At 58.8% G+C, this 23,783-nt stretch carries 21 protein-coding genes; 12 read left to right on the top strand and 9 right to left on the bottom strand.

The window, feature by feature from the left end; all coding sequences use genetic code 11:
• The first annotated feature begins 61 nt into the window (after window positions 1-61).
• Together AC0J41_RS12130 and AC0J41_RS12125 are read left to right on the top strand one after the other, a co-directional pair.
• Window positions 62-625 (top strand): TetR/AcrR family transcriptional regulator, encoded by a 564-nt coding sequence (locus AC0J41_RS12130; protein WP_473015707.1) that lies wholly within the window; start codon window positions 62-64, stop codon window positions 623-625.
• Between the two features lie 55 nt (window positions 626-680).
• Entirely contained in the window at window positions 681-1,160 is a 480-nt protein-coding gene (locus tag AC0J41_RS12125) for a nuclear transport factor 2 family protein (RefSeq protein WP_473015706.1), read from the top strand.
• Between the two features lie 122 nt (window positions 1,161-1,282).
• On the opposite strand, the gene sfnG is transcribed toward AC0J41_RS12125, so the two are convergent.
• The gene (gene sfnG / locus AC0J41_RS12120) at window positions 1,283-2,365 is read right to left on the bottom strand and encodes a dimethylsulfone monooxygenase SfnG (protein ID WP_025109916.1); all 1,083 of its coding nucleotides are present in this window, start codon (window positions 2,363-2,365) and stop codon (window positions 1,283-1,285) included.
• Between the two features lie 322 nt (window positions 2,366-2,687).
• Between sfnG and AC0J41_RS12115 the strand changes: the two genes are divergently transcribed.
• Complete coding sequence (locus AC0J41_RS12115) at window positions 2,688-3,467, top strand: TSUP family transporter (RefSeq protein ID WP_025109917.1); 780 nt, start codon at window positions 2,688-2,690, stop codon at window positions 3,465-3,467.
• Here the strand turns inward: AC0J41_RS12115 and nudC are convergent.
• The 3 genes from nudC to AC0J41_RS12100 form a co-directional block, all read right to left on the bottom strand.
• Window positions 3,435-4,265, bottom strand: a complete 831-nt coding sequence (nudC, locus tag AC0J41_RS12110; RefSeq protein ID WP_473015704.1) for an NAD(+) diphosphatase — start codon at window positions 4,263-4,265, stop codon at window positions 3,435-3,437. The two genes, AC0J41_RS12115 and nudC, sit on opposite strands and share 33 nt — an antisense overlap.
• 6 nt (window positions 4,266-4,271) lie before the next feature.
• Complete coding sequence (locus AC0J41_RS12105) at window positions 4,272-5,084, bottom strand: crotonase/enoyl-CoA hydratase family protein (protein WP_473015702.1); 813 nt, start codon at window positions 5,082-5,084, stop codon at window positions 4,272-4,274.
• Between the two features lie 200 nt (window positions 5,085-5,284).
• Window positions 5,285-6,058 (bottom strand): class I SAM-dependent methyltransferase, encoded by a 774-nt coding sequence (locus tag AC0J41_RS12100; protein ID WP_473015701.1) that lies wholly within the window; start codon window positions 6,056-6,058, stop codon window positions 5,285-5,287.
• A gap of 173 nt (window positions 6,059-6,231) precedes the next feature.
• Between AC0J41_RS12100 and AC0J41_RS12095 the strand changes: the two genes are divergently transcribed.
• The 4 genes from AC0J41_RS12095 to pncA all read left to right on the top strand — a co-directional run bounded on the left by AC0J41_RS12095 (window position 6,232) and on the right by pncA (window position 8,746).
• The gene (locus AC0J41_RS12095; protein WP_473015700.1) at window positions 6,232-6,765 is read left to right on the top strand and encodes a tetratricopeptide repeat protein; all 534 of its coding nucleotides are present in this window, start codon (window positions 6,232-6,234) and stop codon (window positions 6,763-6,765) included.
• A gap of 63 nt (window positions 6,766-6,828) precedes the next feature.
• Window positions 6,829-7,314: an RNA polymerase sigma factor gene (locus AC0J41_RS12090; protein WP_371262565.1), complete on the top strand. Its 486-nt coding sequence runs from the start codon at window positions 6,829-6,831 to the stop codon at window positions 7,312-7,314.
• A complete protein-coding gene (locus tag AC0J41_RS12085; RefSeq protein ID WP_473015699.1) occupies window positions 7,311-8,069 on the top strand; it encodes an anti-sigma factor family protein in 759 nt (252 codons plus the stop codon). The genes AC0J41_RS12090 and AC0J41_RS12085 overlap by 4 nt, the downstream gene beginning before the upstream one ends.
• Window positions 8,070-8,119: 50 nt before the next feature.
• On the top strand, window positions 8,120-8,746 hold the full coding sequence (gene pncA, locus AC0J41_RS12080) for a bifunctional nicotinamidase/pyrazinamidase (RefSeq protein ID WP_473015698.1): 627 nt from the start codon (window positions 8,120-8,122) through the stop codon (window positions 8,744-8,746).
• Between the two features lie 113 nt (window positions 8,747-8,859).
• Here the strand turns inward: pncA and AC0J41_RS12075 are convergent, their stop codons facing one another.
• Both AC0J41_RS12075 and AC0J41_RS12070 read right to left on the bottom strand, forming a co-directional pair.
• The gene (locus AC0J41_RS12075; protein ID WP_025109925.1) at window positions 8,860-10,161 is read right to left on the bottom strand and encodes an ATP-binding protein; all 1,302 of its coding nucleotides are present in this window, start codon (window positions 10,159-10,161) and stop codon (window positions 8,860-8,862) included.
• Window positions 10,162-10,165: 4 nt separating this feature from the next.
• Window positions 10,166-10,867, bottom strand: coding sequence for a response regulator (locus AC0J41_RS12070; protein WP_003224662.1), 702 nt, complete (start codon window positions 10,865-10,867; stop codon window positions 10,166-10,168).
• Between the two features lie 277 nt (window positions 10,868-11,144).
• Here AC0J41_RS12070 and AC0J41_RS12065 point away from each other — a divergent pair, with 277 nt between their 5' ends.
• The 4 genes from AC0J41_RS12065 (at window position 11,145) to AC0J41_RS12050 (ending at window position 16,887) form a co-directional block, all read left to right on the top strand.
• Complete coding sequence (locus tag AC0J41_RS12065; RefSeq protein WP_473015697.1) at window positions 11,145-12,302, top strand: efflux RND transporter periplasmic adaptor subunit; 1,158 nt, start codon at window positions 11,145-11,147, stop codon at window positions 12,300-12,302.
• Between the two features lie 15 nt (window positions 12,303-12,317).
• Window positions 12,318-15,416 (top strand): multidrug efflux RND transporter permease subunit, encoded by a 3,099-nt coding sequence (locus AC0J41_RS12060; protein ID WP_473015696.1) that lies wholly within the window; start codon window positions 12,318-12,320, stop codon window positions 15,414-15,416.
• A gap of 177 nt (window positions 15,417-15,593) precedes the next feature.
• Window positions 15,594-16,235 carry a DUF1345 domain-containing protein gene (locus AC0J41_RS12055; RefSeq protein WP_473015695.1) on the top strand — a complete coding sequence of 214 codons (642 nt, stop codon included), beginning with the start codon at window positions 15,594-15,596 and terminating at the stop codon, window positions 16,233-16,235.
• 196 nt (window positions 16,236-16,431) lie between these two features.
• Window positions 16,432-16,887, top strand: coding sequence for a hypothetical protein (locus tag AC0J41_RS12050; RefSeq protein WP_473015694.1), 456 nt, complete (start codon window positions 16,432-16,434; stop codon window positions 16,885-16,887).
• Between the two features lie 64 nt (window positions 16,888-16,951).
• Here AC0J41_RS12050 and AC0J41_RS12045 read toward each other — a convergent pair whose 3' ends face one another.
• From AC0J41_RS12045 to AC0J41_RS12035, 3 genes are all read right to left on the bottom strand, one after another.
• Window positions 16,952-19,474, bottom strand: coding sequence for an autotransporter outer membrane beta-barrel domain-containing protein (locus tag AC0J41_RS12045; RefSeq protein ID WP_473015693.1), 2,523 nt, complete (start codon window positions 19,472-19,474; stop codon window positions 16,952-16,954).
• Between the two features lie 9 nt (window positions 19,475-19,483).
• A complete protein-coding gene (locus AC0J41_RS12040) occupies window positions 19,484-21,493 on the bottom strand; it encodes a hypothetical protein (protein WP_473015692.1) in 2,010 nt (669 codons plus the stop codon).
• A gap of 101 nt (window positions 21,494-21,594) precedes the next feature.
• On the bottom strand, window positions 21,595-22,407 hold the full coding sequence (locus AC0J41_RS12035; protein ID WP_473015691.1) for a hypothetical protein: 813 nt from the start codon (window positions 22,405-22,407) through the stop codon (window positions 21,595-21,597).
• A gap of 241 nt (window positions 22,408-22,648) precedes the next feature.
• On the opposite strand from AC0J41_RS12035, the gene AC0J41_RS12030 reads away from it, so the two are divergent.
• On the top strand, window positions 22,649-23,677 hold the full coding sequence (locus AC0J41_RS12030) for a LacI family DNA-binding transcriptional regulator (protein WP_473015690.1): 1,029 nt from the start codon (window positions 22,649-22,651) through the stop codon (window positions 23,675-23,677).
• The last annotated feature ends 106 nt before the right edge of the window (window positions 23,678-23,783 follow it).

Here is a 23,783-nt window from a genome sequence, read left to right as displayed (position 1 = left end):
GTATGGCAAACACCAAAATATCCACTTGACCAAGGAGAACGATCGTTCTACTGTTCGCCGCATGAACGAAATAACCAGCAATGAAACCCGCGACATCATTCTGGATGTCACCGAAAAGCTGATCTACAAAAGTGGCATCGCGGCCACTGGCATGGATCTGCTGGTGAAGACCGCCGGCGTCTCCAGAAAAAGCATCTACCGCTACTTCGCCAACAAGGAGGAGTTGACTGTCGCCGCTCTGCAACGCCGCGACGTGCGCTGGATGCACTGGTATCGCAGCGCGGTCGATCAGGCCGAAACCCCGGCCGATCGCCTGCTCAACCTGTTTACCGTGCTCAAGGGCTGGTTCGCCTCGGAAGGCTTCCGCGGCTGCGCCTTCATCAATACCAGTGGCGAAACCGGTGACCCGCAAGACCCGGTGCGTCAGGTCGCCAAAGACCACAAACAGAAGCTGCTTGACTACCTGTGCGAGCTGTGTACCGAACATGGCACCGAAGATCCGCAAATGCTCGCCAGACAGTTGCTGATCCTGATTGACGGCGCCATTACCGTAGCGCTTGTGATGGGTGATCACAGTGCCGCTGATAATGCGCAATGCATGGCGCGTAAGTTATTGGACCTGTAACGCCTTAAATAAGCCTGACCGTTGTTTAATCGTTAATTAGATCGGGAGACTGAAAATGTCGACTGCTGCCCAAGTGCGTCCGCCTTTACCGCCGTTCAACCGTGAATCGGCCATTGAAAAAGTGCGTCTGGCCGAAGACGGCTGGAACTCCCGCGATCCCGAAAAGGTGTCGCTGGCCTATACCCTGGACACCCAATGGCGTAACCGCGCCGAGTTCGCCCACAACCGCGAAGAAGCCAAGGCCTTCCTGACCCGTAAATGGGCCAGGGAGCTGGATTACCGCTTGATCAAGGAACTCTGGGCCTATTCGGACACACGCATCGCTGTGCGTTATGCCTATGAGTGGCACGACGATTCGGGCAACTGGTTCCGCTCTTATGGCAATGAAAACTGGGAGTTCGACGAGCACGGCCTGATGTTCCAGCGCTATGCCTGCATCAACGACATGCCGATCAAGGAAAGCGAGCGCAAATTCCACTGGCCGCTGGGGCGGCGCCCGGATGATCACCCGGGGCTGTCCGAACTCGGTCTGTAATTTCACATAAGTCAAACATGTGGGAGCGGGCTTGCTCGCGAACGCGCCGTGTCAGCCAACATCCATGTCGCTGACACACCGCCTTCGTGAGCAAGCCCGCTCCCCTTAGGGGGTTGTGGTGTTCAGGCGACTGCAGCAGTCTTTTCAGCCTCAAGCTCCCGCACCAACGGCAACACTCGTTTGCCGAAATACTCCACCTCCTCCTGAAAGTGCAGGAACCCCGCCAGCACCAGATCCACCCCCACCGCCTTCAGCGCCACAATCCGCTCGGCAATCTGCAACGGCGTACCGATCAGGTTGGTCTTGAAGCCATCGTTGTATTGCACCAGATCCTCGAACGTCGATTTCGCCCAGTTGCCCTCACCCTCTGGCGATGCCCTGCCCGCCTGCTTCGCGGCGTCGCCAAAAGCATTCACCGCGTCCGGATCGGCCTGCTCGATGATCTGCGCCAACACCGCGCGCGCCTCTTCTTCGGTGTCGCGGGCGATGACGAAGGCGTTGACACCGATTTTCACCGAATGATTGTTCGCCGCCGCTTTGGCGCGGATGTCATCGACTTGCGCCTTGATCCCTTCGACGCTGTTGCCATTGGTGAAATACCAGTCCGACACCCGCGCCGCCATGTCTCGGGCGGCACGTGAGCTGCCGCCCTGGAAAATCTCCGGACGCCCCAGCGGTTTGGGTTTGAGGCTGTAATTGTCGAACCGGTAGAAGTCGCCGCGAAAGCTGAAGTTGTCCTGACTCCAGACCCCGCGCAGCGAACGAATGAACTCCTCGGAACGCCGATAGCGCTCGTCGTGTTCCAGCCAATGCTCGCCGATCGCCTGAAACTCGCCCTTGAACCAGCCACTGACAATGTTCACCGCGATCCGGCCGTTGGTGAGTTGATCGATGGTTGCCAATTGCTTGGCCGCCAGCGCCGGTTGCCACGGCCCCGGCAGGATCGCCGCGATCACTTTGAGCTGGCTGGTGGCGGCCAGCAGTGCGTGACTGAATGCGACCGACTCATGCTGGAATTCGGCACCGTAGCCGGCGGTGAAACGGATCTGCGTCAGGGCGTACTCAAACCCCGCCGCCTCGGCGAGCTGCGCCAGTTTGCGGTTGTAGTCGATGCCCCAATCAGTGCGCTGCTCGATCTTGCTGACCACCAGACCACCACTGACGTTCGGCACCCAGTAGGCGAATTTCACGGCTTGCTTGCTCATTGGCGTGTCCTCGGGACATTGGGAAGGTCAATGAGTCAGAGCAGCAAGCGTGCCAGGGTGCAGTGATCCGTTTTTATTGGGCTTGAGGCTGATGGAGTTGCATTGTTGGAGGGTGATTTGTTGTCGAGGTGTTGGGTGGGCAACAGTTGAATAGTCAGTGCCTGAGCTGGCCTCTTCGCGAGCAAGCCCGCTCCCACAGATGCAACATGTGGGAGTGGGCTTGCTCGCGAAGGCGTCCGACGGGTCGCCGCAACAGCCGGATACAGGTAACATGGCCGACCTCCCCGCAGCCCTTCTGCGCCCTGCCGAATAAGCCGATTCCATGCCTTTCGAACTCAGCGTTGACCTCACTACCCTGGCCGTTCTGGCCCTCGTCGCATTCATTGCCGGTTTCATCGACGCCATCGCCGGCGGTGGCGGTCTGCTGACCACCCCGGCGCTGCTCACCGCTGGCCTGCCGCCACACCTGGTGCTGGGCACCAACAAGTTGAGTTCGACCTTCGGTTCGGCCACCGCCAGTTTCACCTTCTACCGGCGCAAGCTGTTCCACCCTCGGCAGTGGACGCACGCGATCATCGGTACTCTGGTCGGCGCGCTGACCGGCGCCATCGTCGCCCACTACCTGCCGGCAGAATGGCTGAACAAGATGCTGCCGGTGATCGTCTTCGCCTGCGGCGTGTATCTGTTGTTCGGCGGCACGCCCAAGGCGCCGCTGGACAGCGATGCGCCGATCAAGAAGAAATGGCAATCGAGTCAGGGCTTCAGCCTCGGTTTCTACGACGGCGTGGCCGGCCCCGGCACAGGCGCGTTCTGGACTGTCAGCAGTCTGCTGCTCTACCCGATTGATCTGGTCAAGGCCAGCGGCGTGGCGCGCAGCATGAACTTCGTCAGCAATATTGCAGCGCTGTCGGTGTTCGTGTTTTCCGGGCAGGTGGACTGGATCATCGGCCTGAGCATGGGCCTGTCGGTGATGGTCGGCGCGTTCTTCGGAGCGCGCACCGCGATCAGCGGCGGCGCCAAGTTCATTCGCCCGGTGTTCATCACCGTGGTGTTGGGGCTGACCGTGCGGTTAGCCTGGCAGCACTGGTTCAGCGTGGCCTAAGCGCCGCGCCACGTAGACGTCGATCAGGTAACGGGCAATCGATTTTGACGCTGGCAACGGCGGCAGATCGTGCACGTTGAACCACTGGGCGTCTTCGATCTCGTCTTCCTGACAGATGATCTCGCCCCCGGCGTATTCGGCGTGGAAGCCGAGCATCATCGAATGCGGGAACGGCCAGCACTGGCTGCCCATGTACTGGATGTTCTTCACCTCGATACTGACTTCCTCGCGCACTTCGCGAACCAGGCAGTCTTCCGCCGACTCGCCCGGCTCGGCAAAACCGGCCAGCGTGCTGTAAACCCCGCTGACAAAGCGCGGAGAGCGCGCCAGCAAAATCTCGTCACCGCGCGTGATCAGCACAATCATGCTCGGTGAAATGCGCGGATAACTGCGCAGGTCGCACGGCTGGCAATACATCGCCCGCTCGCCCGGCACCTGCGCCATCGCCTGCCCGCAGTTGCCACAAAAGCGATGTTCGCGCGCCCAGGTGCCGATCTGAGCGGCATAACCCAGCACCTTGTAAACGGTGTGATCGCCTTCGAGCATGAACGCCCGCAAGCCTTTCCAGCTGCAGCCCGGCACTTCGCCGGAACTGCGCAACTCCAGCAGATACACCGGCTCGCCGTCGAGATGGCCGATGCCGTGTTCGACGAGGACTGACAAGTCCTGACACTTGAGCCATTCCCGGGGGAACAGCGCGCCGTTGTCATCGAACAGAAAGCCTTCGGGGCTGTGCGCCACGGCCCAGCCGCCGGGTTGATCGGTGTCCAGTACTGCAGTGGTCCAGCGAGCTGTCATGGTTTCTCAATCCAGAAATTCGGGTTTCTGTTTACTCATATGGGCGGCCATGGCCACGCGCAAGTCGGTGGATTGCAACATGGCGGCGTTCCAGGTGGCAACGTATTCGAGACCGTCGTCGATGCGATGGTCGCGCATGTAGCTGATCATTTCCTTGGTGCCGATGACCGCGATCGGCGACTTGCCGGCGATGTCGCGGGCAATGTCCATCACGCCTTCGAGCAGCAGTTCCTTGTCACTGTACACGCGATTGACCAAACCGATGCTGCGCGCCTCTTCGGCGCCAAAGGTCCGTGCGGTGTAAGCCAGCTCACGCAGCATGCCGTCGCCGATGATGCGTGGCAACCGTTGCAAAGTGCCAACATCGGCGGCCATGCCGATGTCGATTTCCTTGATCGAGAATTGCGCGTCTTCAGCGGCGTAACGCATGTCGCAGGCGGCGATCAGGTCGATCGCGCCGCCCAGACAGTAGCCCTGAATCGCGGCCAGCACCGGCTTGCGGCAATTGTCGACGGCGTTGAACGAGGCTTGCAGGGTGAGGATCTTGCGCCGCAGCAGGCGCGCATTACGGCCGACGTCCTTGCCCAGCTCATTGGCGACGCCGGCGAGCATCATCAGGTCGATGCCGGAGGAAAAGTGTTTGCCGTTGCCGCTGAGCACCACCACCCGCACTTCGTCGGTGTCATCGATCCACTGGAAAATCTCGACGATCTCGCTCCAGAACGCGGCGTTCATCGAGTTGATCTTTTCCGGTCGATTGATCTGCACATGAGCGATGTTGTCGGCCAGTTCGACGCTGAAGGCGGTGTATTGAGACATGGCAGTGATCCTTTACCGGGCAGAAAATGAGGCCCGAACTATAACAAGGCATCACGATGGCGGTTCGGCCAAATGCGGGACTGGGTCGGCCTCTTCGTGAGCAGGCTCGCTGCCACGTTGATCTTCAGTGAACAGCGATTCTGCCGTCACCCACTGCCCCTGTGGGAGCGAGCCTGCTCGCGAAAAGCTGCACCACCGATCTAGCTGCCCTTCACCGCCACATACGCCGCCGTCTCATAAGGCACCGTCAGCACATGCCGACCGCGTAACGCCGGCTCCGAGGCAATCAATGCGCGGATCTGTTCATCGACCTTGTCGCGCTGCGCCTGAGGCAGTGCAGCAATGAAACTGGTGGAGCGCACCCGATTGAAAATCACGTCTTCGGGCGATCCGGTGTGCCCATGGTGAAACTGCTGCAATTGCAGGGCACCGAACGCCGGATGCGGAAACGCCTCACGCCATTGGCCGGTGTAGTAGCGCGGCGTATCACCCTCCAGGGCGTTGACGATCGCATCAAGTTTCGGCACCCAGCTGACGTGTGTGTCGCGCAGGTTCCAGATCAGGCCGAGCTTGCCGCCGGGCTTGAGTACCCGGGCAATCTCCGTCAAGGCCTCGGGGGTGGCGAACCAGTGAAACGCCTGTGCGCAGACCACCACGTCCACCGATGCATCGGGCAATGGCAGATCCGTCGCGGTGCCGCTCACGGCCAGCACCTCAGGCCAGGCGGCGGACAACTTTTCCAGCATCTGCGGCACCGGTTCCACGGCGATCACCTGAGCATCAGTCGCCGCCAGCCGCCCGGTGAACTTGCCGGTGCCGGCGCCCAGATCGATGACGGTCTTGTGACTGTCCAGGCCCAATGTTTGCGTCAGCCACTGACTGACCTGCGGCGGATAGTCGGGGCGGCCTTTGACGTAGGTATCGGCGGCGGTCTTGTAGCCGGCAGCAGCGGAGTGATGGACCTGATCTTTCATGGCAGTTCCTCGTGGGGCAGCGTTGCGGGCGGGCAACGCTGGATGGACGGCTGGCGTTCCTGAGGATAACGCCACAATTTGCGCGTACCTTGAACAGACCCTGACAAAGCAATGAATAAATTGCCGTCCTGCGGTGTTCAAAGTGAAACATGACCCACTGTGGAGCCTTGCCCATGACTATCCGTTCCGTTATGTTCGCCGCCCCGTTGCTACTGGTGACCGCGTTGTCCGCATCGATGGCGTTTGCCAACGGTGATGAAAGCGCGCCCGTGCAGAAACCCAACTGCCCCAAAGGCCAGGTCTGGGACAGCAAATCGAAGCAATGCGTGATGCAGACCAGCAGCGCCGTGCCGGATGCCGACCGTACCGACTACGCCTACAGATTGGCCAAGGACGGTCGATACGAAGAGGCCCTGGCGCTGCTCGACACCCTGAAACAACCGAACACCGCCAAGGCCCTCAACTACCGTGGTTACGCCACGCGGAAACTGGGGCGCACCGATGAAGGCATCCGCTATTACCTGCAATCGGTAAAACTCGATCCGCAGTACGCGCAAGTGCGTGAATACCTCGGCGAGGCCTATGTGATCAAAGGCCGCGTCGACCTCGCGCAGGAACAGTTGCAGCGGATCAAATCGATCTGCGGCACCTCTTGCGAGGAATACCAGGACCTGGCTGAAGCCATCAACGATTCATCGAAAACCTGAAATAGATAAAGGAACGCCATCATCGTCAGCGATCAGGCATTCAGAGCAGAACTCGGACAGCACCTGGCACGCCTGTGGCGCTACGGTCTGCTGCTGTCACGCAATCGGCACGTGGCCGAGGATCTGGTGCAGGCGACCTGTGTGCGGGCACTGGAGCGCGCCAGTCAGTATGTGGCTGGCACGCGCATGGATCGCTGGTTGCTGAGCATTCTGCATTCGATCTGGCTCAACGAAGTGCGCGCACGCCGGGTCCGTCAGGGCGCGGGTCAGGTCGATGCCGACGGTCAACTGGCCTTCGACGGCGAATACGCCGCGCAGACTCACGTCATGGCGGCGCAAGTCATCCGTCGGGTCGACGCCTTGCCCGAAGCCCAGCGCGAAACCGTGTACCTGGCCTATGTCGAAGGTTTGTCCTACCGCGAAGTTGCCGAAATACTGCAAGTGCCGATCGGCACGGTCATGAGTCGCCTGGCCACCGCGCGCCTGAAACTGGCGCAATACCCGCCCCTGCAAGCCGTGCCGAAAACCACCGGAGGTGACCACCCATGAACAAGCCCTCCGACGAACAACTGACGGCGTACCTCGATGATGAACTGGACCCGGCCTATCGCAGCCAGCTCGACAGCGCGATTGCCGACGACCCGTTGCTCAGCCTGCGTGTGCAATGGCTCGACCGCAGCAGCCTGCCGTACAAGCAAGCCTATGACGAACTGGCGCAACAGGCGCCACTGGAGCGTTTGCAGGCACGCCTCGATGCCATCACCGCGCCCCAGCGGGCGGGCCTGAGCCGGCGCTGGTTTATCGGTGCAACCGCCGCAGGCCTGCTGGTTGGCGGCGTGTTGGCCGATCGCCTGTTTATCGCCTGGCAGGCGCAGCAAGCGCATAACTGGCGCGCGCTGGTGGGCGACTACATGGCGCTCTATGTGCCACAGACCCTCGACCACCTGCCGAGCGACGAAGCCAGTCAACGTGCGCAACTGCGCACGGTGGACGCACGGTTGGGGCTGAATCTGTCACCGGCACTGGTGAAGTTGCCAGGCGCCGAACTCAAGCGTGCGCAAATGCTCGAGTACGACGGCGTACCGATTGCACAACTGACGTATCTGGATGCCAGGCATGGCCCGCTGGCACTGTGCGTGACCCGTTCCAACAGCGGCAGTCGGCCACTCGCTCACGAACGGCGGCATGAAATGAACGTGGTGTACTGGACCGAAGGTGAACATGCCTGGATGTTGATCGGGCACAACCCGGCATCAGCGCTGGAAGACCTGGCACAACACTTGATCGACAAGCTGAGCGCGTAATGACCGCTGCCACTATGCTGAGCGGGTGATTATCCAAGGAGGAAGCACCGATGCAGATTTCACCTCGCACCGCCCTGCTGGTCATTGACGTGCAGAACGACTTCACCCCCGGCGGCCAATTGGCCGTGCCCGAAGGCGATCTGATCGTGCCGCTGATCAATCGCCTCGGCGGCCTGTTCAAACAGGTGGTCATTGCCCAGGACTGGCACCCAACCGGCCACGCCTCGTTTGCCTCAAGTCACCCCGGGCGCAATCCTTACGATGTGATTCAGTTGCCCTACGGCGAACAGACACTCTGGCCGGAACATTGCGTGCAAGGCACGGCCGGCGCCGAGTTTCATCCGAAACTGGATCTGCCCCACGCGCAACTGATCATCCGCAAGGGCTGTAATCCGGATATCGACAGTTACTCGGCGTTTCTCGAAGCGGACCGACGGACCACCACAGGGCTGGCCGGTTATCTGAAGGAGCGCGGTATCGACACGGTGTACATGGTCGGTCTGGCACTGGATTTCTGCGTGATGTTTTCCGCGCTGGATGCGCGGGCGGCCGGGTTCAATACGTTTGTGCTGCTGGATGCCTGTCGCGCCATTGATAGGGACGGATCACTGGCGGCGGCCATGGAGCGGATGCAGACCGCCGGAGTTGGCCTGATTCAATCGAACCAATTGATCTGACCCAAGCGTGCCCCTTGTGGAAGCGGGCTTGCTGGCGAATGCGGTGTATCAGCAATGAACATGTCAGCTGACAGGACGCCTTCGCGAGCAAGCCCGCTCCCACAGATTTCGGTTCAAGCCATGTCAGGCAACCACAACCGGAACCGCGCCCCACCCAACGGCGAGCTCTCCACCGTCAACGTCCCACCCTGCGCCTCCAGCGCCCGACGGCTGATGGCCAACCCGAGACCAAATCCCCCGGTGGCCCGGTCGCGGCTGCGGTCAAGCCGATAAAACGGCTCGAAAATTCGCTCACGCTCGTCATCCGGAATGCCGATGCCATCGTCGTCGACCCAGATCCCGCAGCCATCGGGGCTGACCTGCACGCCAATCTGAATGCGTTTCTCGCAATAGCGCATGGCATTGCGCAGCAGGTTCTGGATGGCCCGCGCGGTCAGGCGCGGGTCCAGCGAAAAGCGTTCTAGCTGACCGTGCAGCAGCACATCAATGACGATGTCCGGTGAATCCAGCTCTTCATCGACACTGCCCAGAATGCTGTCGATGAACTCGTCCAGCGAGACCTCGACCTGCTCGGGCAATTGCGCTGGATTTTGCAGGCGGCTGTAGGACAACAGCTCCAGCACCAGCTCATCCAGTTCGCGAATGTGCGCAACCAGCCCCTGCAGGCGCTCGCGGCTGGTCGCCGGCAAGTCGTCGGACAGCGCCAGCGCCAGACCGAAATCGAGCCGGGTCAGTGGCGTGCGCAATTCGTGGGACACCGCGTTGAGCAGGTCGCGCTGCTGGTTGAGCAGGTTCTCGATGTCGCCGGCCATGGTGTCGAAGACATTCGCCAGGCTGCCGATGTTGGAGCTGCCGGGGATCTGCGTACGTTCACTCAGATGCCCCTTGCCGAAGCGCTCGGCAGCGCCTTTGAGACGCTCCAGGTCGCGCCAGTGCGGGCGAATCCACAGCAGCAGGCAGGCAAGCATGCTCGCGCCGATCAGCACGTTGATGCTCCAGTACAACAGATTGACGTCCATCGGATCCGGCGGGACCACCATTTGCACCGCAACGTCATCGTTCAGCGGCGTGACCGCCAACGTACGCCAACCCCAGTCGCCAATGCGCACCACGTTGTCCCCGCGACGCAAACGCGCCTGCTCGGCGGTGGTGAATTCGGCATCGTCGATGCGCGCCAGAGCAATGTGCAGCGGCTGGAAATCCTTGTCCATCGACTGTGCCAGCGCCGGCCATTGATCATGCGGCACGGCATGAAACTGGCGGGTGATCAGCGATTGCAGGCCGCGCGAATAGTCGAGATTGTAGGTAATGAAGCGATCCCGGAACGCCATGATCACCAGATCCGGCACCAGGTAGATCGCCGCGCTATAGGAAACAATCGTCACCAGGTACAGGCGAAACAGGATTCTGAACATCAGCTCAGCATTCCCATTCGGAACGGCTGAACAGGTAACCCTTGCCCCAGACGGTCTTGATCTTGCGCGCCTCGCCAGCGTGGTCGTCGAATTTGCGCCGCAACTTGGAAATCGCCACGTCCACCGAGCGGTCAGTGCCGTTGAACTCGATGCCGCGCAGGCGTTGCAGGATCTGATCGCGGCTCAGCACTTCGCCGGCATGCCGGGCCAGCACCACCAGCAAATTGTATTCGCCACTGGACAGCTCCACCGGTTGTTCGCGCCAGGTCACGGTGCGCTCGGACAGGTCGATGCACAGGTTGCCCATGACGATCCGGTCATTGACGGTCATCGGTTCGCCGAGGCTGCTGCGGCGCAGCAAGGTCCGCACGCGTGCCAGCAACACCCGTGGCTCGCACGGTTTGGTGACGTAATCGTCGGCGCCCATTTCCAGGCCCAGCACCTGATCGTGGCTGTCATCGCGGGCGGTGAGCATCAGGATCGGCAGCGTCGCCGAATCCGCGCGCAACAGGCGGCAGACCTGCAGGCCGTCGAGGCCGGGCAGCATCAGGTCGAGGATCACCAGGTCCGGCGGATTGATCCGTGCCCGTTCGCGCACGTGGTCGCCACGCCCGATCACGCTGACGGAATAGCCGTTGCGCTCCAGGTAGCTGGAAATCAGTTCGGCGAGGGCGGTGTCGTCTTCGACCAGGAGAATGTTGGGCATGGGGGTGTTCCAGATATTGCTGTGGTGGATGTCAGACCCTCTTCGCGAGCAGGCTCGCTGCCACAGTGATTTTGCGTCGATCACAAAACCCATGTGGGAGCGAGCCTGCTCGCGAAAGCGGTCCAACCGTCACAAAAGAATTCAAGGCGTAAAGGATATACGCGCTCACCCGTCCCTGAGTAAAACCCTTACACAATTTCACACAGCGCCTACAAAGCTTCACCGCTACCCTCGGCGTCTGGCCGTAGGATGCGGGCTTCAATATTGGGGGTGGTACATGTCGAAAAATCTTCTGGCCGGGCTCGGCCTGATCGCAATCGCACTGTCGCTGAGTGCCTGTGATTCGTCCTCTAAGGCCGAAGAGGAAGCGCCACCGGCCACCGTGCGCATCGAAACCATCGAGGCCCGCCCCCTGTCGATCAGCAGCGAACTGAGCGGACGCATTGCCGCGCCACGCATCGCCGAAGTGCGCGCGCGGGTGGCCGGTGTGGTGCTGCAGCGCACCTTCCGCGAAGGCAGCGACGTGAAAAAGGGCGATGTGCTATTTCGCATCGACCCGGCGCCGTTCAAGGCTGACCTCGACAGCGCCGAAGCCGCGCTGCGCAAGGCCGAGGCCAACGCGTTCCAGGCGAAGCTGCAGGAGCAGCGTTACGCGCAGTTGATCGACGACAAGGCGATCAGTGCCCAGGACTACGACAATGCACGCGCCAATGCCCGGCAAACGGCTGCCGACGTAGCCGGCAACAAGGCTGCGGTGGAGCGCGCGAAACTGAACCTGGGCTATGCCACCGTCACTGCGCCGATCTCAGGACGCGTCGGGCGTGCACTGGTCACCGAAGGTGCACTGGTCGGGCAGAACGAAACCACGCCACTGGCGCTGATTCAGCAGCTCAACCCGATCCACGCCGACCTCACCCAATCGACCCGTGAACTGAATGAACTGCGCCGCGCCTTCCGTTCCGGACAGTTGCAGGAAGTCGGTCAGGATCAGGTCAAGGCCACGCTGATTCAGGATGACGGCAGCCTCTATCCATTGCCGGGCAAGCTGCTGTTCAGCGACATCACGGTCGACCCGGGCACCGGCCAGATCATTCTGCGCAGCGAGTTCCCGAATCCGGACCTCGACCTGCTGCCGGGCAGCTTCATCCGCGTACGCCTGCAACAAGCGACCCTTGCGCACGGCATTACCGTGCCGCAACGTGCGGTGCAGCGTGACAGCGCGGGTATTGCTCAGGTGCTGACCGTTGATGAGCAAATGCGTGTGGCCCAGCAGCCGGTGCAACTGGGCGCCGTGCAGAACGACCGCTGGATCGTCACCGGCGGCCTCAAACCCGGCGACCGCATTGTCATCGAAGGCCTGCAACACGCCCGTCCGGGCGAAGTGGTGCAGATCGACGACACCCCTCTTCCACTTGCCCAGACCTCTGGTCAGTAAGCAGGACGCTCTTCTATGCCGCAGTTCTTTATCGACCGCCCGGTGTTTGCCTGGGTCGTCGCGTTGTTCATCCTGTTGGCCGGTGCGCTGGCCATCCCGCAATTACCGGTGGCGCAGTACCCCGACGTCGCGCCGCCGCAGATCGAAATCTATGCCGTGTACCCGGGCGCCTCGGCGCAGACCGTCGATGAAAGCGTGGTCAGCCTGATCGAGGAAGAGCTGAACGGCGCCGATCACCTGCTGTACTTCGAATCGCAGAGCAGCCTCGGCAGTGCCACGATCAAGGCCACTTTCCAGCCGGGGACCAACCCGGAACTGGCCCAGGTCGACGTGCAGAACCGCCTCAAAGTGGTCGAGTCGCGCCTGCCGCAAGCGGTCAACCAGCAAGGCTTGCAGGTGGAGAAAGTCTCCGCCGGTTTCCTGCTGCTGATCACTCTCACCTCCAGCGACGGCAAACTCGATGACGTGGCGCTCAGCGACTATCTGGCGCGCAACGTGATGAACGAGATCAAGCGCATCGACGGCGTCGGCAAGGCGCAGCTGTACGGCGCCGAACGGGCGATGCGGATCTGGATCGATCCGCAGAAGCTGATTGGTTTCAACCTGACGCCGGCCGACGTCAACGCCGCCATCGTCGCGCAGAATGCTCAGGTGTCGGCCGGCAGCATTGGCGATCTGCCGAACCCTGGCAGTCAGGAAATCACCGCGACGATTCTGGTCAAGGGACAACTGTCGACACCGGAAGAGTTCGCCGACATCGTGCTCAAGGCCAATCCGGACGGTTCCACTGTGCGCATCAAGGATGTGGCGCGGGTCGAGATCGGCAGTCAGGAATACCAGTTCGGCACACGGCTGAATGGCAAGCCGTCGACCGCCGTAGGCGTACAGTTGGCGCCGGGGGCCAATGCTCTGGCGACCGCGACGTTGATCCGGGCGAAAATGGACGAGCTGTCGCGCTACTTCCCGGCCGGCGTGGAATACAAGATCCCCTACGACACTTCGCCGTTCGTGAAGGTCTCGATCACCAAAGTGGTCTACACCCTCGGCGAAGCCATGCTGCTGGTGTTCGCGGTGATGTTCCTGTTCCTGCAGAACATCCGCTACACGCTGATCCCGACGCTGGTGGTGCCGGTGGCGCTGATGGGCACCTTCGCGACGATGCTCGCGCTGGGTTTCTCGATCAACGTGCTGACCATGTTCGGCATGGTGCTGGCGATCGGTATTCTGGTGGACGACGCCATCGTGGTGGTGGAGAACGTCGAGCGGATCATGGCTACCGAAGGTTTGTCGCCGAAAGAGGCGACGCGCAAGGCCATGAAGCAGATCACCGGGGCGATCATCGGTATTACGCTGGTGCTGGTGGCGGTGTTCATCCCGATGGCGTTCATGCAGGGCTCGGTGGGTGTGATCTACCGGCAGTTCTCGCTGTCGATGGCGACCTCGATCCTGTTCTCGGCGTTTCTCGCCCTGACCTTGACCCCGGCGCTGTGCGCAACGCTGCTCAAGCCGATTGCCAAGGGTGAACATCACGAGAAGAGCGGCTTCTTCGGCTGGTTCAACCGCCGCTTCGAACAACTGACCGACCGTTATCAAGGCTGGGTCGGTTACGCCTTGAAGCGTAGCGGGCGTTATCTGCTGATCTACGGCGTGCTGCTGATCGGCATGGGGTTGTGCTTTGCGCGACTGCCCTCCTCGTTCCTGCCGGTGGAGGATCAGGGTTACACCATCACCGATATTCAACTGCCGCCGGGTGCGAGCAAGAACCGTACGGTGCAGGTGGTCGAACAGATCGAAGCGCACAACGCCAGCGAACCCGGGGTCGGCGACAGCACGGTAATTCTCGGCTTCAGCTTCTCCGGCAGCGGGCAGAACGCCGCGCTGGCGTTCACCACCCTCAAGGACTGGTCGCATCGCGGCAGCGATGACTCGGCGAGTTCCATTGCCGACCGCGCCAACATTGCCCTGAGCCAGATCAAGGACGCGGTAGCGTTCGCTGTTCTGCCGCCACCGGTGGATGGCCTCGGTACGTCGAGCGGTTTCGAGTTCCGTCTGCAGGATCGTGGTGGCCTCGGTCACGCGACGTTGATGCAGGCGCGCAGTGAACTGCTCGCCGCTGCGGAAAAAAGCCCGGTACTGATGAACGTGCGTGAAAGCGCACTGGCCGAGGCGCCGCAGGTGCAACTGGAAGTGGACCGCAAGCAGGCCAACGCGCTGGGGGTGTCGTTCGCCGACATCGGTAACGTCCTGTCCACCGCCGTGGGTTCTTCCTACATCAACGACTTCCCCAATCAGGGACGCATGCAACGGGTGGTGGTGCAGGCCGAAGGCGATCAGCGCAGTCAGGTCGATGACCTGCTGAAAATGCACGTGCGCAACAATGCCGGGCACATGGTGCCACTGTCGGCGTTCGTTCAGGCGAAATGGACGCAGGGCCCGGCGCAACTGACCCGTTACAACGGTTACCCGGCGATTGCGATTTCCGGCGAACCGTCGCCAGGCCACAGCACCGGCGAAGCCATGGCGGAAATCGAACGTCTGGTGGCTCAGGGGCCAAAAGGTCTGGGTCAGGAATGGACCGGTCTGTCGTTGCAGGAACGCTTGTCCGGCAGCCAGGCGCCGATCCTGCTCGGTCTGTCGTTGCTGATCGTCTTCCTGTGTCTGGCGGCGTTGTACGAGAGCTGGTCGATTCCGACCTCGGTGCTGCTGGTGGTGCCGCTGGGTGTGCTCGGCGCGGTATTGGCTGTGACCTTGCGCGGAATGCCCAACGACGTGTTCTTCAAGGTCGGCCTGATCACCATCATTGGTCTGTCGGCGAAGAACGCGATCCTGATCATCGAGTTCGCCAAGAGCCTGTATGACGAAGGCCACGACCTGATCGATGCCACGTTGCAGGCAGCACGCCTGCGTCTGCGCCCGATCGTGATGACCTCGCTGGCGTTCATCCTTGGCGTGGTGCCGTTGGCCATCGCCACCGGCGCCAGTTCAGCGAGCCAGCAAGCGATCGGCACCGGAGTGATCGGTGGGATGATCACGGCAACGCTGGCGGTGATCTTTGTGCCGTTGTTTTTTGTGGTGGTGATGAAGCTGGTACAGCGCTTCAGCAAACACCACTAACCCCTGTGGGAGCGGGCTTGCTCGCGAAGGCGGATTTTCAGGCGATTGGACATCGACTGACACGACGCTTTCGCGAGCAAGCCCGCTCCCACAGTGTCCTTCGAACAGCCAACCCTATAGTCATCCCGGACGTCGCTGGGCTAATGTGTCTGAATCATCCTGGCCCATCGAGTTCCCATGCGTTTCCTCGCCCGTACCCACCCTCGCCTTTCCGCCGCTGCCCTGGTTGGCCTTGCCACCGGTCTTCTGATGCCTGCCGAATCCATCGTCGGCAAAATCCTCATCGGCTGGAACGCCGGCGTCTGGACCTACCTGATCCTGATGTTCTGGCTGACCGTGCGCGCCAAGGCACCGGACGTTAAACGCATCGCCGTCGTCGAGGACGAAAACGCCGGGCTGGTGCTGTTCGTGGTGTGTATCGCGGCGTTGGCGAGCCTGGCCGCCATCACGTTGGAACTGGCCGGTACCAAGGATCTGGATACCCATCGCAAACTTCTGCATTACGCGTTCACCGCCCTCACGGTCGTGGGCTCATGGCTGCTGATCGGGGTGATCTTCTGTGTGCACTACGCGCGCCTGTTTTACACCTGGGACGGCAAGGAACCGGCCCTGCGTTTTGCCGAAGGCCTGACCACGCCCAACTATTGGGACTTCCTGTATTTTTCGTTCACCATCGGTGTGGCGGTGCAGACTGCGGATGTCGGCGTCGCAACCCGCGATATTCGCAAGATCGTATTGGCGCAGTCGCTGATCGGCTTCGTGTTCAATACGGCGATTCTGGGATTTTCGATCAATATTGCAGCAGGACTGTTTGGATGATCGGTGTGCGCACAGGCCAGCCAGACACTACCGCAGTGACGCCATGAGTCATTACGGAGAACATAAAAAAACAACGTTGTATACCTGTTATACCTGACAGTATACAAAGCCTCGGCACTGGCCTTATATGAGTTATCCGTGCACTCATCCCTCAAGATAGCCCGGACTTCCGCCCTACCCTATGGAGAACTAACTCATGAGCAGTGCAGCCTTGAAAGAAATTTGCCCTTTTATCGATCCTACAGAACGTTTTGTAGCAAACCTTGAAGATGGCTCGGCCTTTTCCGCAACACTGACTGAACTAAGAGGCTCTTCTACACCTGGTCGAGGAGAGATCTATGTGGTTATTGCAACTTCCTTCCATGGTGGACATGCCATGACGTTCACTATTACCTTCGCAAAAGACGCGTTAGACACAATTACGAGCATCACCGATGAAGATAACAGCGCCACCCTTTTTTTGAATAACTACAAGAACCCCGACAATCCGACCCTGCAAAAGGCAAAAGCGGGCACTATCCAGTACGCGCTGGATCTGCCAACCCTGAAATTCAGCGGAAAGTTCAACGCGCCCATTGAAAAAGCTGATGGCAGTGGCACTTATCTGTGCAATGGTGAGTTCGACACAATCCTTAGTCAATCTCCAGAATAAATAAAAAAAACCCCGGCATCGTCCGGGGTTTTTCATGGTCACCTGAAGAGACTTGGCGTTCGCTCTACCATTTAAACTGCAGCCCCACGGTGCCGCCGATCGGCATCTCGATGTTTTTCCCGTTCATATATTCGACTTCTGCATGCGCTTGCCAGCGATCCGACAAATTTACAGCAATACCCGCCCCCAACTCTGCGCGAGAACCGGAAAGATCATTATTGAACACGGTGTTGTTGACGTTGACTTCATTGCTTTTTGAAAATTCATGAGCCAATGCTGCACGGACATACGGCTGGACCATTGCACCGCTCTCCAGCTGCAGGGTTCGCCCTGCCGTTAAACCGGCCTTGCCCAGCAGCGACCGGGTACGATCTCCCTCAGCTCGCAGGCCATTGTCGAGGTTGTAATCCTTGCCTTGAATCACCACAGCAGACCATTGAGTGAACGGCTCGATGAAATAATCCTTTTCCAGTTTGATATGACGACCGAACTCGACCGAACCACCGAGCGCGCTGTTATCGTAATCGCCTTTCGAGCGAGTGCCATCACTCATGCCGACTTTGGCTTCATTCTGGAAGCGGTTGAGTTTGAGCACGCTATCGACATAGTAACCACTGATGTCATCCATCCATGTCAGATAGGAGCCAACGTAGTAACTCTTGATGGTGCCACTGCTGCCATTGTGCAAATCCAGGTCGGAGGTGCTATGACCCGCCATCACACCGAGCAGCCACTGGCCGTCACCGACCGGTAATGGGGCGTCCGCACCCAATGTGAATCCCTGCTGAGTCTGCCGATAGCCATCACCGAATGCGTCGGCAACGTTGTACTTGTTGCCATAGACCCTGCCCCAAGCCCCGGATTTCTGCTGATTGAAGCGCAGCTCTCCCATGCGACTGCGCAATGAGGTCAGCTCGCCATACCATACCGTCGGCGCGGTGTTGAACAGAGCTGTAACTGCACGGGTAGAAGGGCTGACCGTGCGCTCTGCGGGATCCAGGAACCAGTTTTTGCCGCTCTCGTCGGGCTTCAAACCATAGGAAAACGTACCGAGATCGACCTTGCCTTCTGCGTTGGCCAGGGAGAATTTTGCATCGCCACCAGCAGTGTGCACCACAGTGATTGGCTGACCGCTGGCCGGATCGATGCCGGTGCTGGTGATCAGCAGTTGATGATCGCCTGTTGCAGTCCCCGTGACATTGAGCACGTCGGTTTGGTTGGTTGCGAAATCGGTTCCCATCGCAAACAGGCCATGACCGGAAAGGTTATGCACGTTCAATTGATAGAAAACGTTATCCGGACCGAATTTGACTGTACCGCCCGTTAGATTCAGATCGCCGACCTGGCTGTTGCCGGTCAATTCCCAACGAGATTGCCCATCGATATTGACAGTCGCAACGTTATTCAAGGTGCCGGTCAATTGTGAGCCTTGCTGCAAGTTGACGGAAACGTTACTGCCTGATTCACCTGTCACGTTCCCGTTTAATGAGCCCTGCACAAAATTCAACGCTGCCACACTGCTATCGTGCACCTGAACATTGCCCGACAGGTTGCTGCGCGCAACGTTCATCTGCACATCGGCAGCGCCGCGGACTTCGAGAATCGTCCCATTGCCCCCGGTCAGGGACGACCCGTTCAGAACGGCAATTCGTGAGACAGGAGCGGACACTCCGGCATGATCGACCAGAATGGCCGACCCTGTCTTGCCTTCGACACTCGAACGATCGAGCTGCAACTGACTGGCCGGAAGTCCAGCGCCTTCAATTCCCAGGGTCATACCGTTTTGTCCCCCGACAATACGGGTGCCATTGCTGGCAGAGGCCGTAGCACTCAACAGAGCCACGCCGGAACTGGTTGCAGCGGAACCTTCGATTATCGAGTTGGACATCGTCAGGGTACTGAAGGCCGTTGCGCGAGCACCGCCTGTTACGCCTGAAATCGTGCTGTCCGAAACTGTTGCACTGGAACCGGAGCTGGTTTTGACGTCACGCGCCACTTGCAGGCCCAGCCGATTGGCGTTGATGGTGCTGCCGGTGATGGTCGCAGCACTGTTGATCAGCTCCAGTCCTGAGCGCGCATTACCGCCGTTTATCGTCGAGTTGACGACACTGAGGGTTGAGCCCTGCGAGGCGGAAATCTGCCGGGTCGTCGCACCATTGGTATTCAATGTCGACTGAAAAACCGCGACATCGAGTGTTTGAGCTCCGTTGACATTCAACGTGGCGCCTTGGGAAAGCGTCCATTGCTCAACAGGCGCACCGGCGCTGATTGTCTGACTGCCTCCCACCAGCCCTCCCGCCTTTACAGAAGGAGATATCAGCAGGAAGAAACACAGAGAAGAGCTGCCCCACCAGACTTTTGTGAAGGATTCAGCGCCGTGAGGAGTATTTGACCACATGAAAACGCACCCACGTTGTTCACCGAAAAATGGTGATTTGGATTGCAGGCGATACGACCTCGCCCGGAAGGGTTGGCACACTACCGTGCGATAAAAAACAGGTATGTAGGAATAATCTTCAATTCGCGAGGATTTATTACCTAATGCCGTCAGGAAAATGCCGGGAGGACACACACTCCCGGCAGTCATATCCCACACTCAAATATTCGGAGTGCCCTCGCAGTAGTTATTGCTTTCATTGAGTAAAGACACTTGATTCAGGAAAGGCCGCGACGGAGTGACCGTCCCGAGAATCGTGACTTCGTACCAGACTTTTATGTAGCCCCGTGGCAGACCCGAACTTGCCGGTGGCTGAATAGGTTTCAACTTGGTCAAGTATGGCTGAATGTTTTTTACGAAAACCCCGCCTGTTTCCGAGCCGGTGATTGAGTAGGTGCCGCTATATTCCGTCCCGGAAATTTCGTTTTGTCCCGCCGCATCTGTGGTGCCCACCGACCTGAGCGTGACAACGGTATTTGTTGGCATGTGAATCTGATCGATGGTTACCGTCACTGGTAATTCAAAGTCCGGAATCGTCAGATACCTGCAGGATACAAAACCATTGAAAAGACGCACTGAAGGTGGCGGAAGATCGACCCGAATATTATCAATGATCACCTTTTGATCAGGCGATTTCATGACATTCACGCCGCCGGTTTCTTCAATTGTCCACCAGGCAACAGTTACAGGGGCCGCCGCATCAATCGTCGCAGAGTCCATGGTGGCCGTCAGTGGTGATACCACCCCGGCGGTTAATAATTCAGTATGGACTACAGAACCGTTGAACCAGAGTTTTGCTGTCTCGTCCCCCAACGGTACCCATGTCGTCGGAGCGGTAATCATTGGCGTACTGATCTCCACGTCCTTGCCCCGGTCGTCGGCGGTGATATGGTTAGGCGTTGACGAAGCACCGAGCACGGTGACCTTGGTCATGTCGGGATTTTCCAGGTCGGGGAAAACCGGATTTACAGGGCCACGGTAGGTAAAGTCCAGCGCAGAAGGTGTGTCAACGGCTGGTACCAGTGGCTCTACCCCGCGAGAAAACTTGTAATTGGCAACAATCGGCACTTCTGCCGTTGCGTTATTCCACAATGCCAACAACCGGCTGATCGAGATCGGAAACTGAAGTGTTTTCGTCGAGTCTGAACCCAACGCTTGATTGCCCAAATTGACCGACAATGCCGCAGAAGTAACGCTTGGAAGGATTCGATCATTCTCCTGGCCATTGGTGGTATAGGGCACATTGACAAAAACCGGGCCTTCCAGATCTTTCAGATCGACAACATCCGGCAAAATGCCTTTCGGAATGACACAAGGTATCAGCGATGGAGGGGGACGGCGCTGGACATTGAACGAGCTCGAGAGTGACTGCTCACTTTCATTGCCTACCACATCGCGAAATACACACCAAAAATAGTAAAGCGAATCCAGCTTCGGTAAGACATCACGCGGAACCGCTATACTGGCCGAGGTCAATCGCTGACTGTAAACCGGTGAGCCCACACCATAGTTTTGACCAATGTAAACATCTACAGTGTCATCCGGGCGATACCATTCATACCCGATATTCACTATCAAATTCAGAAACGGGTTATTCGCCAGCCATTCATCATCAATGGTGCCGCGGGCTGGCAAGTTCGTAAAAACCGCTGCTTCTGGCTTGAATTTACGCCCCGAGGTCTTATCCTGCTCAGGTGCGGTACGGTCGATTTCCGCAGTCACCCAAGCCAAGGCATCCGGGTTGCCGTCAGCCCCCCTGTAAAAGATGAACTGGTACTGATACGTCGTTGAAGCTTTCGCCAGATCGTCATCCAGCAATGGAGCGGTGGGCACGTCGATGTCCAGGAACTGCGGGCGTGTTGCGATGGGACCGAATGCGTCTTCCTTGATCAAAACCAGGCTACCGTTTATTCCCTTGCGCTGGTAGAGCGCCCATTCATCACCATCATGCGGTGCAATGATCGTGGTCGTATCGAAACGAACGATCATGGGGCCCGGGTCCAGAATGGCTTTTGGAATCAAGTCATCGACAATCTTCCCGATTATGACCGGAGGCTGCGCCAGAATGCTGACATTGAGTGAAGAAGTCCTCAATGCCAAACGCGAGTTCTCGGCAATTTCCTGTGCCGTCAGTTTTTTTCCTTTACCGATTTTTTCCTGGATAGTCATTTTTTTCTCCAATCAATTTGATCATGCCGATCTATAAGGCAAGCATTTAAAGTTGAGACAACTGCATTCAAGTCATACCTAACGCACAACCACATCGTTATCTACGCTCTCCCTCCGCAGGGCACTGTTTCCCCCGGAATAATTCGGTCAATCTTTACCAAAGCAACACCAGACTTCGCCCGCGGAACACCACTGCGCACCAACGTATACATCGCAGTTCCAGAATGTTTATCAAACATCGGTCGAACATAGGGATCAAAGGGGATATCCAGAACAAATCCTTGCCTGACATCAACTTCATTTAATGTCTTACTGAATATATGCAGCGGCGTCAGCGCCGGCGGACTGCCATTTAATGAAGCAAACCCCTGCCATTGGAGTTCACAGACATCAAGTGTTTGAAACAGCGTTTCAGGCTTTACTTCTATACGGATCTTTTCCCAAATGGGTGGCAGCGTTTTGCAGTTCAAATTGCCCCAGAAGTCAGCGTCAGGAAAACCGGGTTTCTGAAGATCTGGGTGTACCGTGTGATCAATCGTCAATTTCCGGGAGGGTGAGGGATCTAGATTCCCGTCGTAACCTTCGAGTACGTAACGGATGAAGGCGCTGCCATCGTCTTCCAACATTGCCGGGGTCAGTGCGTACTTAAACTCCGGTTGGTCGTCAATGAAGGTATAGCGTTTGCGATACAGTTCTTTCTCGACACCATTCTGCAACCAATAAATATATAGATCCGTATAGGGTTCGACCGGATCGCCGGGTTGTTGCGGCCCTGGAAATCTCACCCATCGGGGAATGATGACCGAGGTTCCATTGATTAACTTGTCCAATGGAATTCGGCCATCCGGATCCAGATCACTGACCCCCTCGACCCTGAGTGGCGCGGCGGTAATTTGCTCTTTGGGCTGCGACATTGTGGATGCGTCTCCAGATGATCTACGTCTCAAGCACAGATTTCTTCGGTTCACACTGGGAGTGATTGAGCGCTGTTTTCCCACAACTGCCTACTGTCATATCTGACAGGTAAAGCTACCGCTCGTCGCCGGACTTCTGGATCTGCCCTGTGTCCAGACTTGACGGCATAGCGTTATTGTTGTCTTCTGAAACCGGTTTCATAACCATTGAAATGTATAACTCCAATAAAAGGTTCAAACCTTGAACGACTTCTCCGCCGCCCAGCGCAGCCGCGTCACCATGCTCGATGTCGCCGAGCGCGCTGGCGTGTCAAAGGCCAGCGTCTCGCGTTTTATCGGCGATGACCGTGCCCTGCTCTCCGATGCCATTGCCCAGCGCATCGAACAGGCGATTGCCGAACTCGGCTACCGCCCCAATCAAATGGCCCGAGGTCTGAAACGCGGGCGTACCCGCCTGATCGGCATGCTGGTGGCCGATATCCGCAACCCTTATTCGATTGCGGTGATGCACGGGGTGGAAACCGCCTGCCGTGCGCACGGCTACAGCCTGGTGGTGTGCAACACCGACCGCGATGACGAGCAGGAACGCCAGCACCTGGCGCTCCTGCGCTCGTACAACATCGAAGGGCTGATCGTGAACACCCTCGGTCATCACCGGGATGAGCTGGATGAGTTGAAGCGGGAAATGCCGCTGGTGCTGGTGGATCGCAAGGTTGAAGGCCTGGACAGCGACATGGTCGGGCTGGACAACCCGCAGGCCATCGAGATGGCGCTCGAACACCTTCAGCAGCGCAGCTATCGCGATGTACTGCTGGTGACTGAACCCTATGACGGCACCAGTTCGCGGATCGAGCGGGTCAGCAGCTTTCAGCAGCAGATTGGCCAGCGCGAAGACATGCATGGCGCGGTGCTGGAGACCGGCCCAAGCCTTGCGAACGATCTTCAAACCTTTTTGAACACACCTGATTCGGGCCCGAAAGCCCTGTTCTGCGCCAATGGCGTGGCGGCGCTGACCTGCACGCTGGCCTTGCGCGAAGTTGGCTGTCGGTTGTTCGAGGATGTCGGGCTGATCGCGCTGGATGATCTGGATTGGTATCCGTTGGTGGGCAGCGGGATTACTGCCCTCGCCCAGCCTACAGAGGAGATTGGCGCGCGAGCTTTTGAGTGTTTGCTCAAGCGTTTGCGGGGGGATGATGAAGCGGCACGAATGCTGGATTTTGCGCCGGTGCTCATAGAGCGCGGTTCGACCCGTGGATTTTGCGGTGACTGATACGGCCTCTTCGCGGGCAAGCCCGCTCCCACAGGTTCTGAGCTTTCCAGTGACATTGCGGGAACTGGCTTGCCAGCGATGAAGTTCGAGAGAACGATTTTTTTGA

The organism is Pseudomonas sp. Arb-4-2C, assembly GCF_055755015.1.
This window is presented reverse-complemented; position numbering and strand designations above follow the sequence as displayed.

What these genes read in the sequence shown, in the direction of transcription:
- sfnG (WP_025109916.1), bottom strand. Translation starts at nt 2,365, where the DNA reads ATGAGCAAGCAAGCCGTGAAATTCGCCTACTGGGTGCCGAACGTCAGT.
- AC0J41_RS12045 (WP_473015693.1), bottom strand. Translation starts at nt 19,474, where the DNA reads ATGACTGCCGGGAGTGTGTGTCCTCCCGGCATTTTCCTGACGGCATTA.
- AC0J41_RS12035 (WP_473015691.1), bottom strand. Translation starts at nt 22,407, where the DNA reads ATGTCGCAGCCCAAAGAGCAAATTACCGCCGCGCCACTCAGGGTCGAG.
- nudC (WP_473015704.1), bottom strand. Translation starts at nt 4,265, where the DNA reads ATGACAGCTCGCTGGACCACTGCAGTACTGGACACCGATCAACCCGGC.
- AC0J41_RS12105 (WP_473015702.1), bottom strand. Translation starts at nt 5,084, where the DNA reads ATGTCTCAATACACCGCCTTCAGCGTCGAACTGGCCGACAACATCGCT.
- AC0J41_RS12125 (WP_473015706.1), top strand. Translation starts at nt 681, where the DNA reads ATGTCGACTGCTGCCCAAGTGCGTCCGCCTTTACCGCCGTTCAACCGT.
- AC0J41_RS12115 (WP_025109917.1), top strand. Translation starts at nt 2,688, where the DNA reads ATGCCTTTCGAACTCAGCGTTGACCTCACTACCCTGGCCGTTCTGGCC.
- AC0J41_RS12130 (WP_473015707.1), top strand. Translation starts at nt 62, where the DNA reads ATGAACGAAATAACCAGCAATGAAACCCGCGACATCATTCTGGATGTC.
- AC0J41_RS12095 (WP_473015700.1), top strand. Translation starts at nt 6,232, where the DNA reads ATGACTATCCGTTCCGTTATGTTCGCCGCCCCGTTGCTACTGGTGACC.
- AC0J41_RS12075 (WP_025109925.1), bottom strand. Translation starts at nt 10,161, where the DNA reads ATGTTCAGAATCCTGTTTCGCCTGTACCTGGTGACGATTGTTTCCTAT.
- pncA (WP_473015698.1), top strand. Translation starts at nt 8,120, where the DNA reads ATGCAGATTTCACCTCGCACCGCCCTGCTGGTCATTGACGTGCAGAAC.
- AC0J41_RS12040 (WP_473015692.1), bottom strand. Translation starts at nt 21,493, where the DNA reads ATGACTATCCAGGAAAAAATCGGTAAAGGAAAAAAACTGACGGCACAG.
- AC0J41_RS12065 (WP_473015697.1), top strand. Translation starts at nt 11,145, where the DNA reads ATGTCGAAAAATCTTCTGGCCGGGCTCGGCCTGATCGCAATCGCACTG.
- AC0J41_RS12050 (WP_473015694.1), top strand. Translation starts at nt 16,432, where the DNA reads ATGAGCAGTGCAGCCTTGAAAGAAATTTGCCCTTTTATCGATCCTACA.
- AC0J41_RS12060 (WP_473015696.1), top strand. Translation starts at nt 12,318, where the DNA reads ATGCCGCAGTTCTTTATCGACCGCCCGGTGTTTGCCTGGGTCGTCGCG.
- AC0J41_RS12055 (WP_473015695.1), top strand. Translation starts at nt 15,594, where the DNA reads ATGCGTTTCCTCGCCCGTACCCACCCTCGCCTTTCCGCCGCTGCCCTG.
- AC0J41_RS12085 (WP_473015699.1), top strand. Translation starts at nt 7,311, where the DNA reads ATGAACAAGCCCTCCGACGAACAACTGACGGCGTACCTCGATGATGAA.
- AC0J41_RS12100 (WP_473015701.1), bottom strand. Translation starts at nt 6,058, where the DNA reads ATGAAAGATCAGGTCCATCACTCCGCTGCTGCCGGCTACAAGACCGCC.
- AC0J41_RS12070 (WP_003224662.1), bottom strand. Translation starts at nt 10,867, where the DNA reads ATGCCCAACATTCTCCTGGTCGAAGACGACACCGCCCTCGCCGAACTG.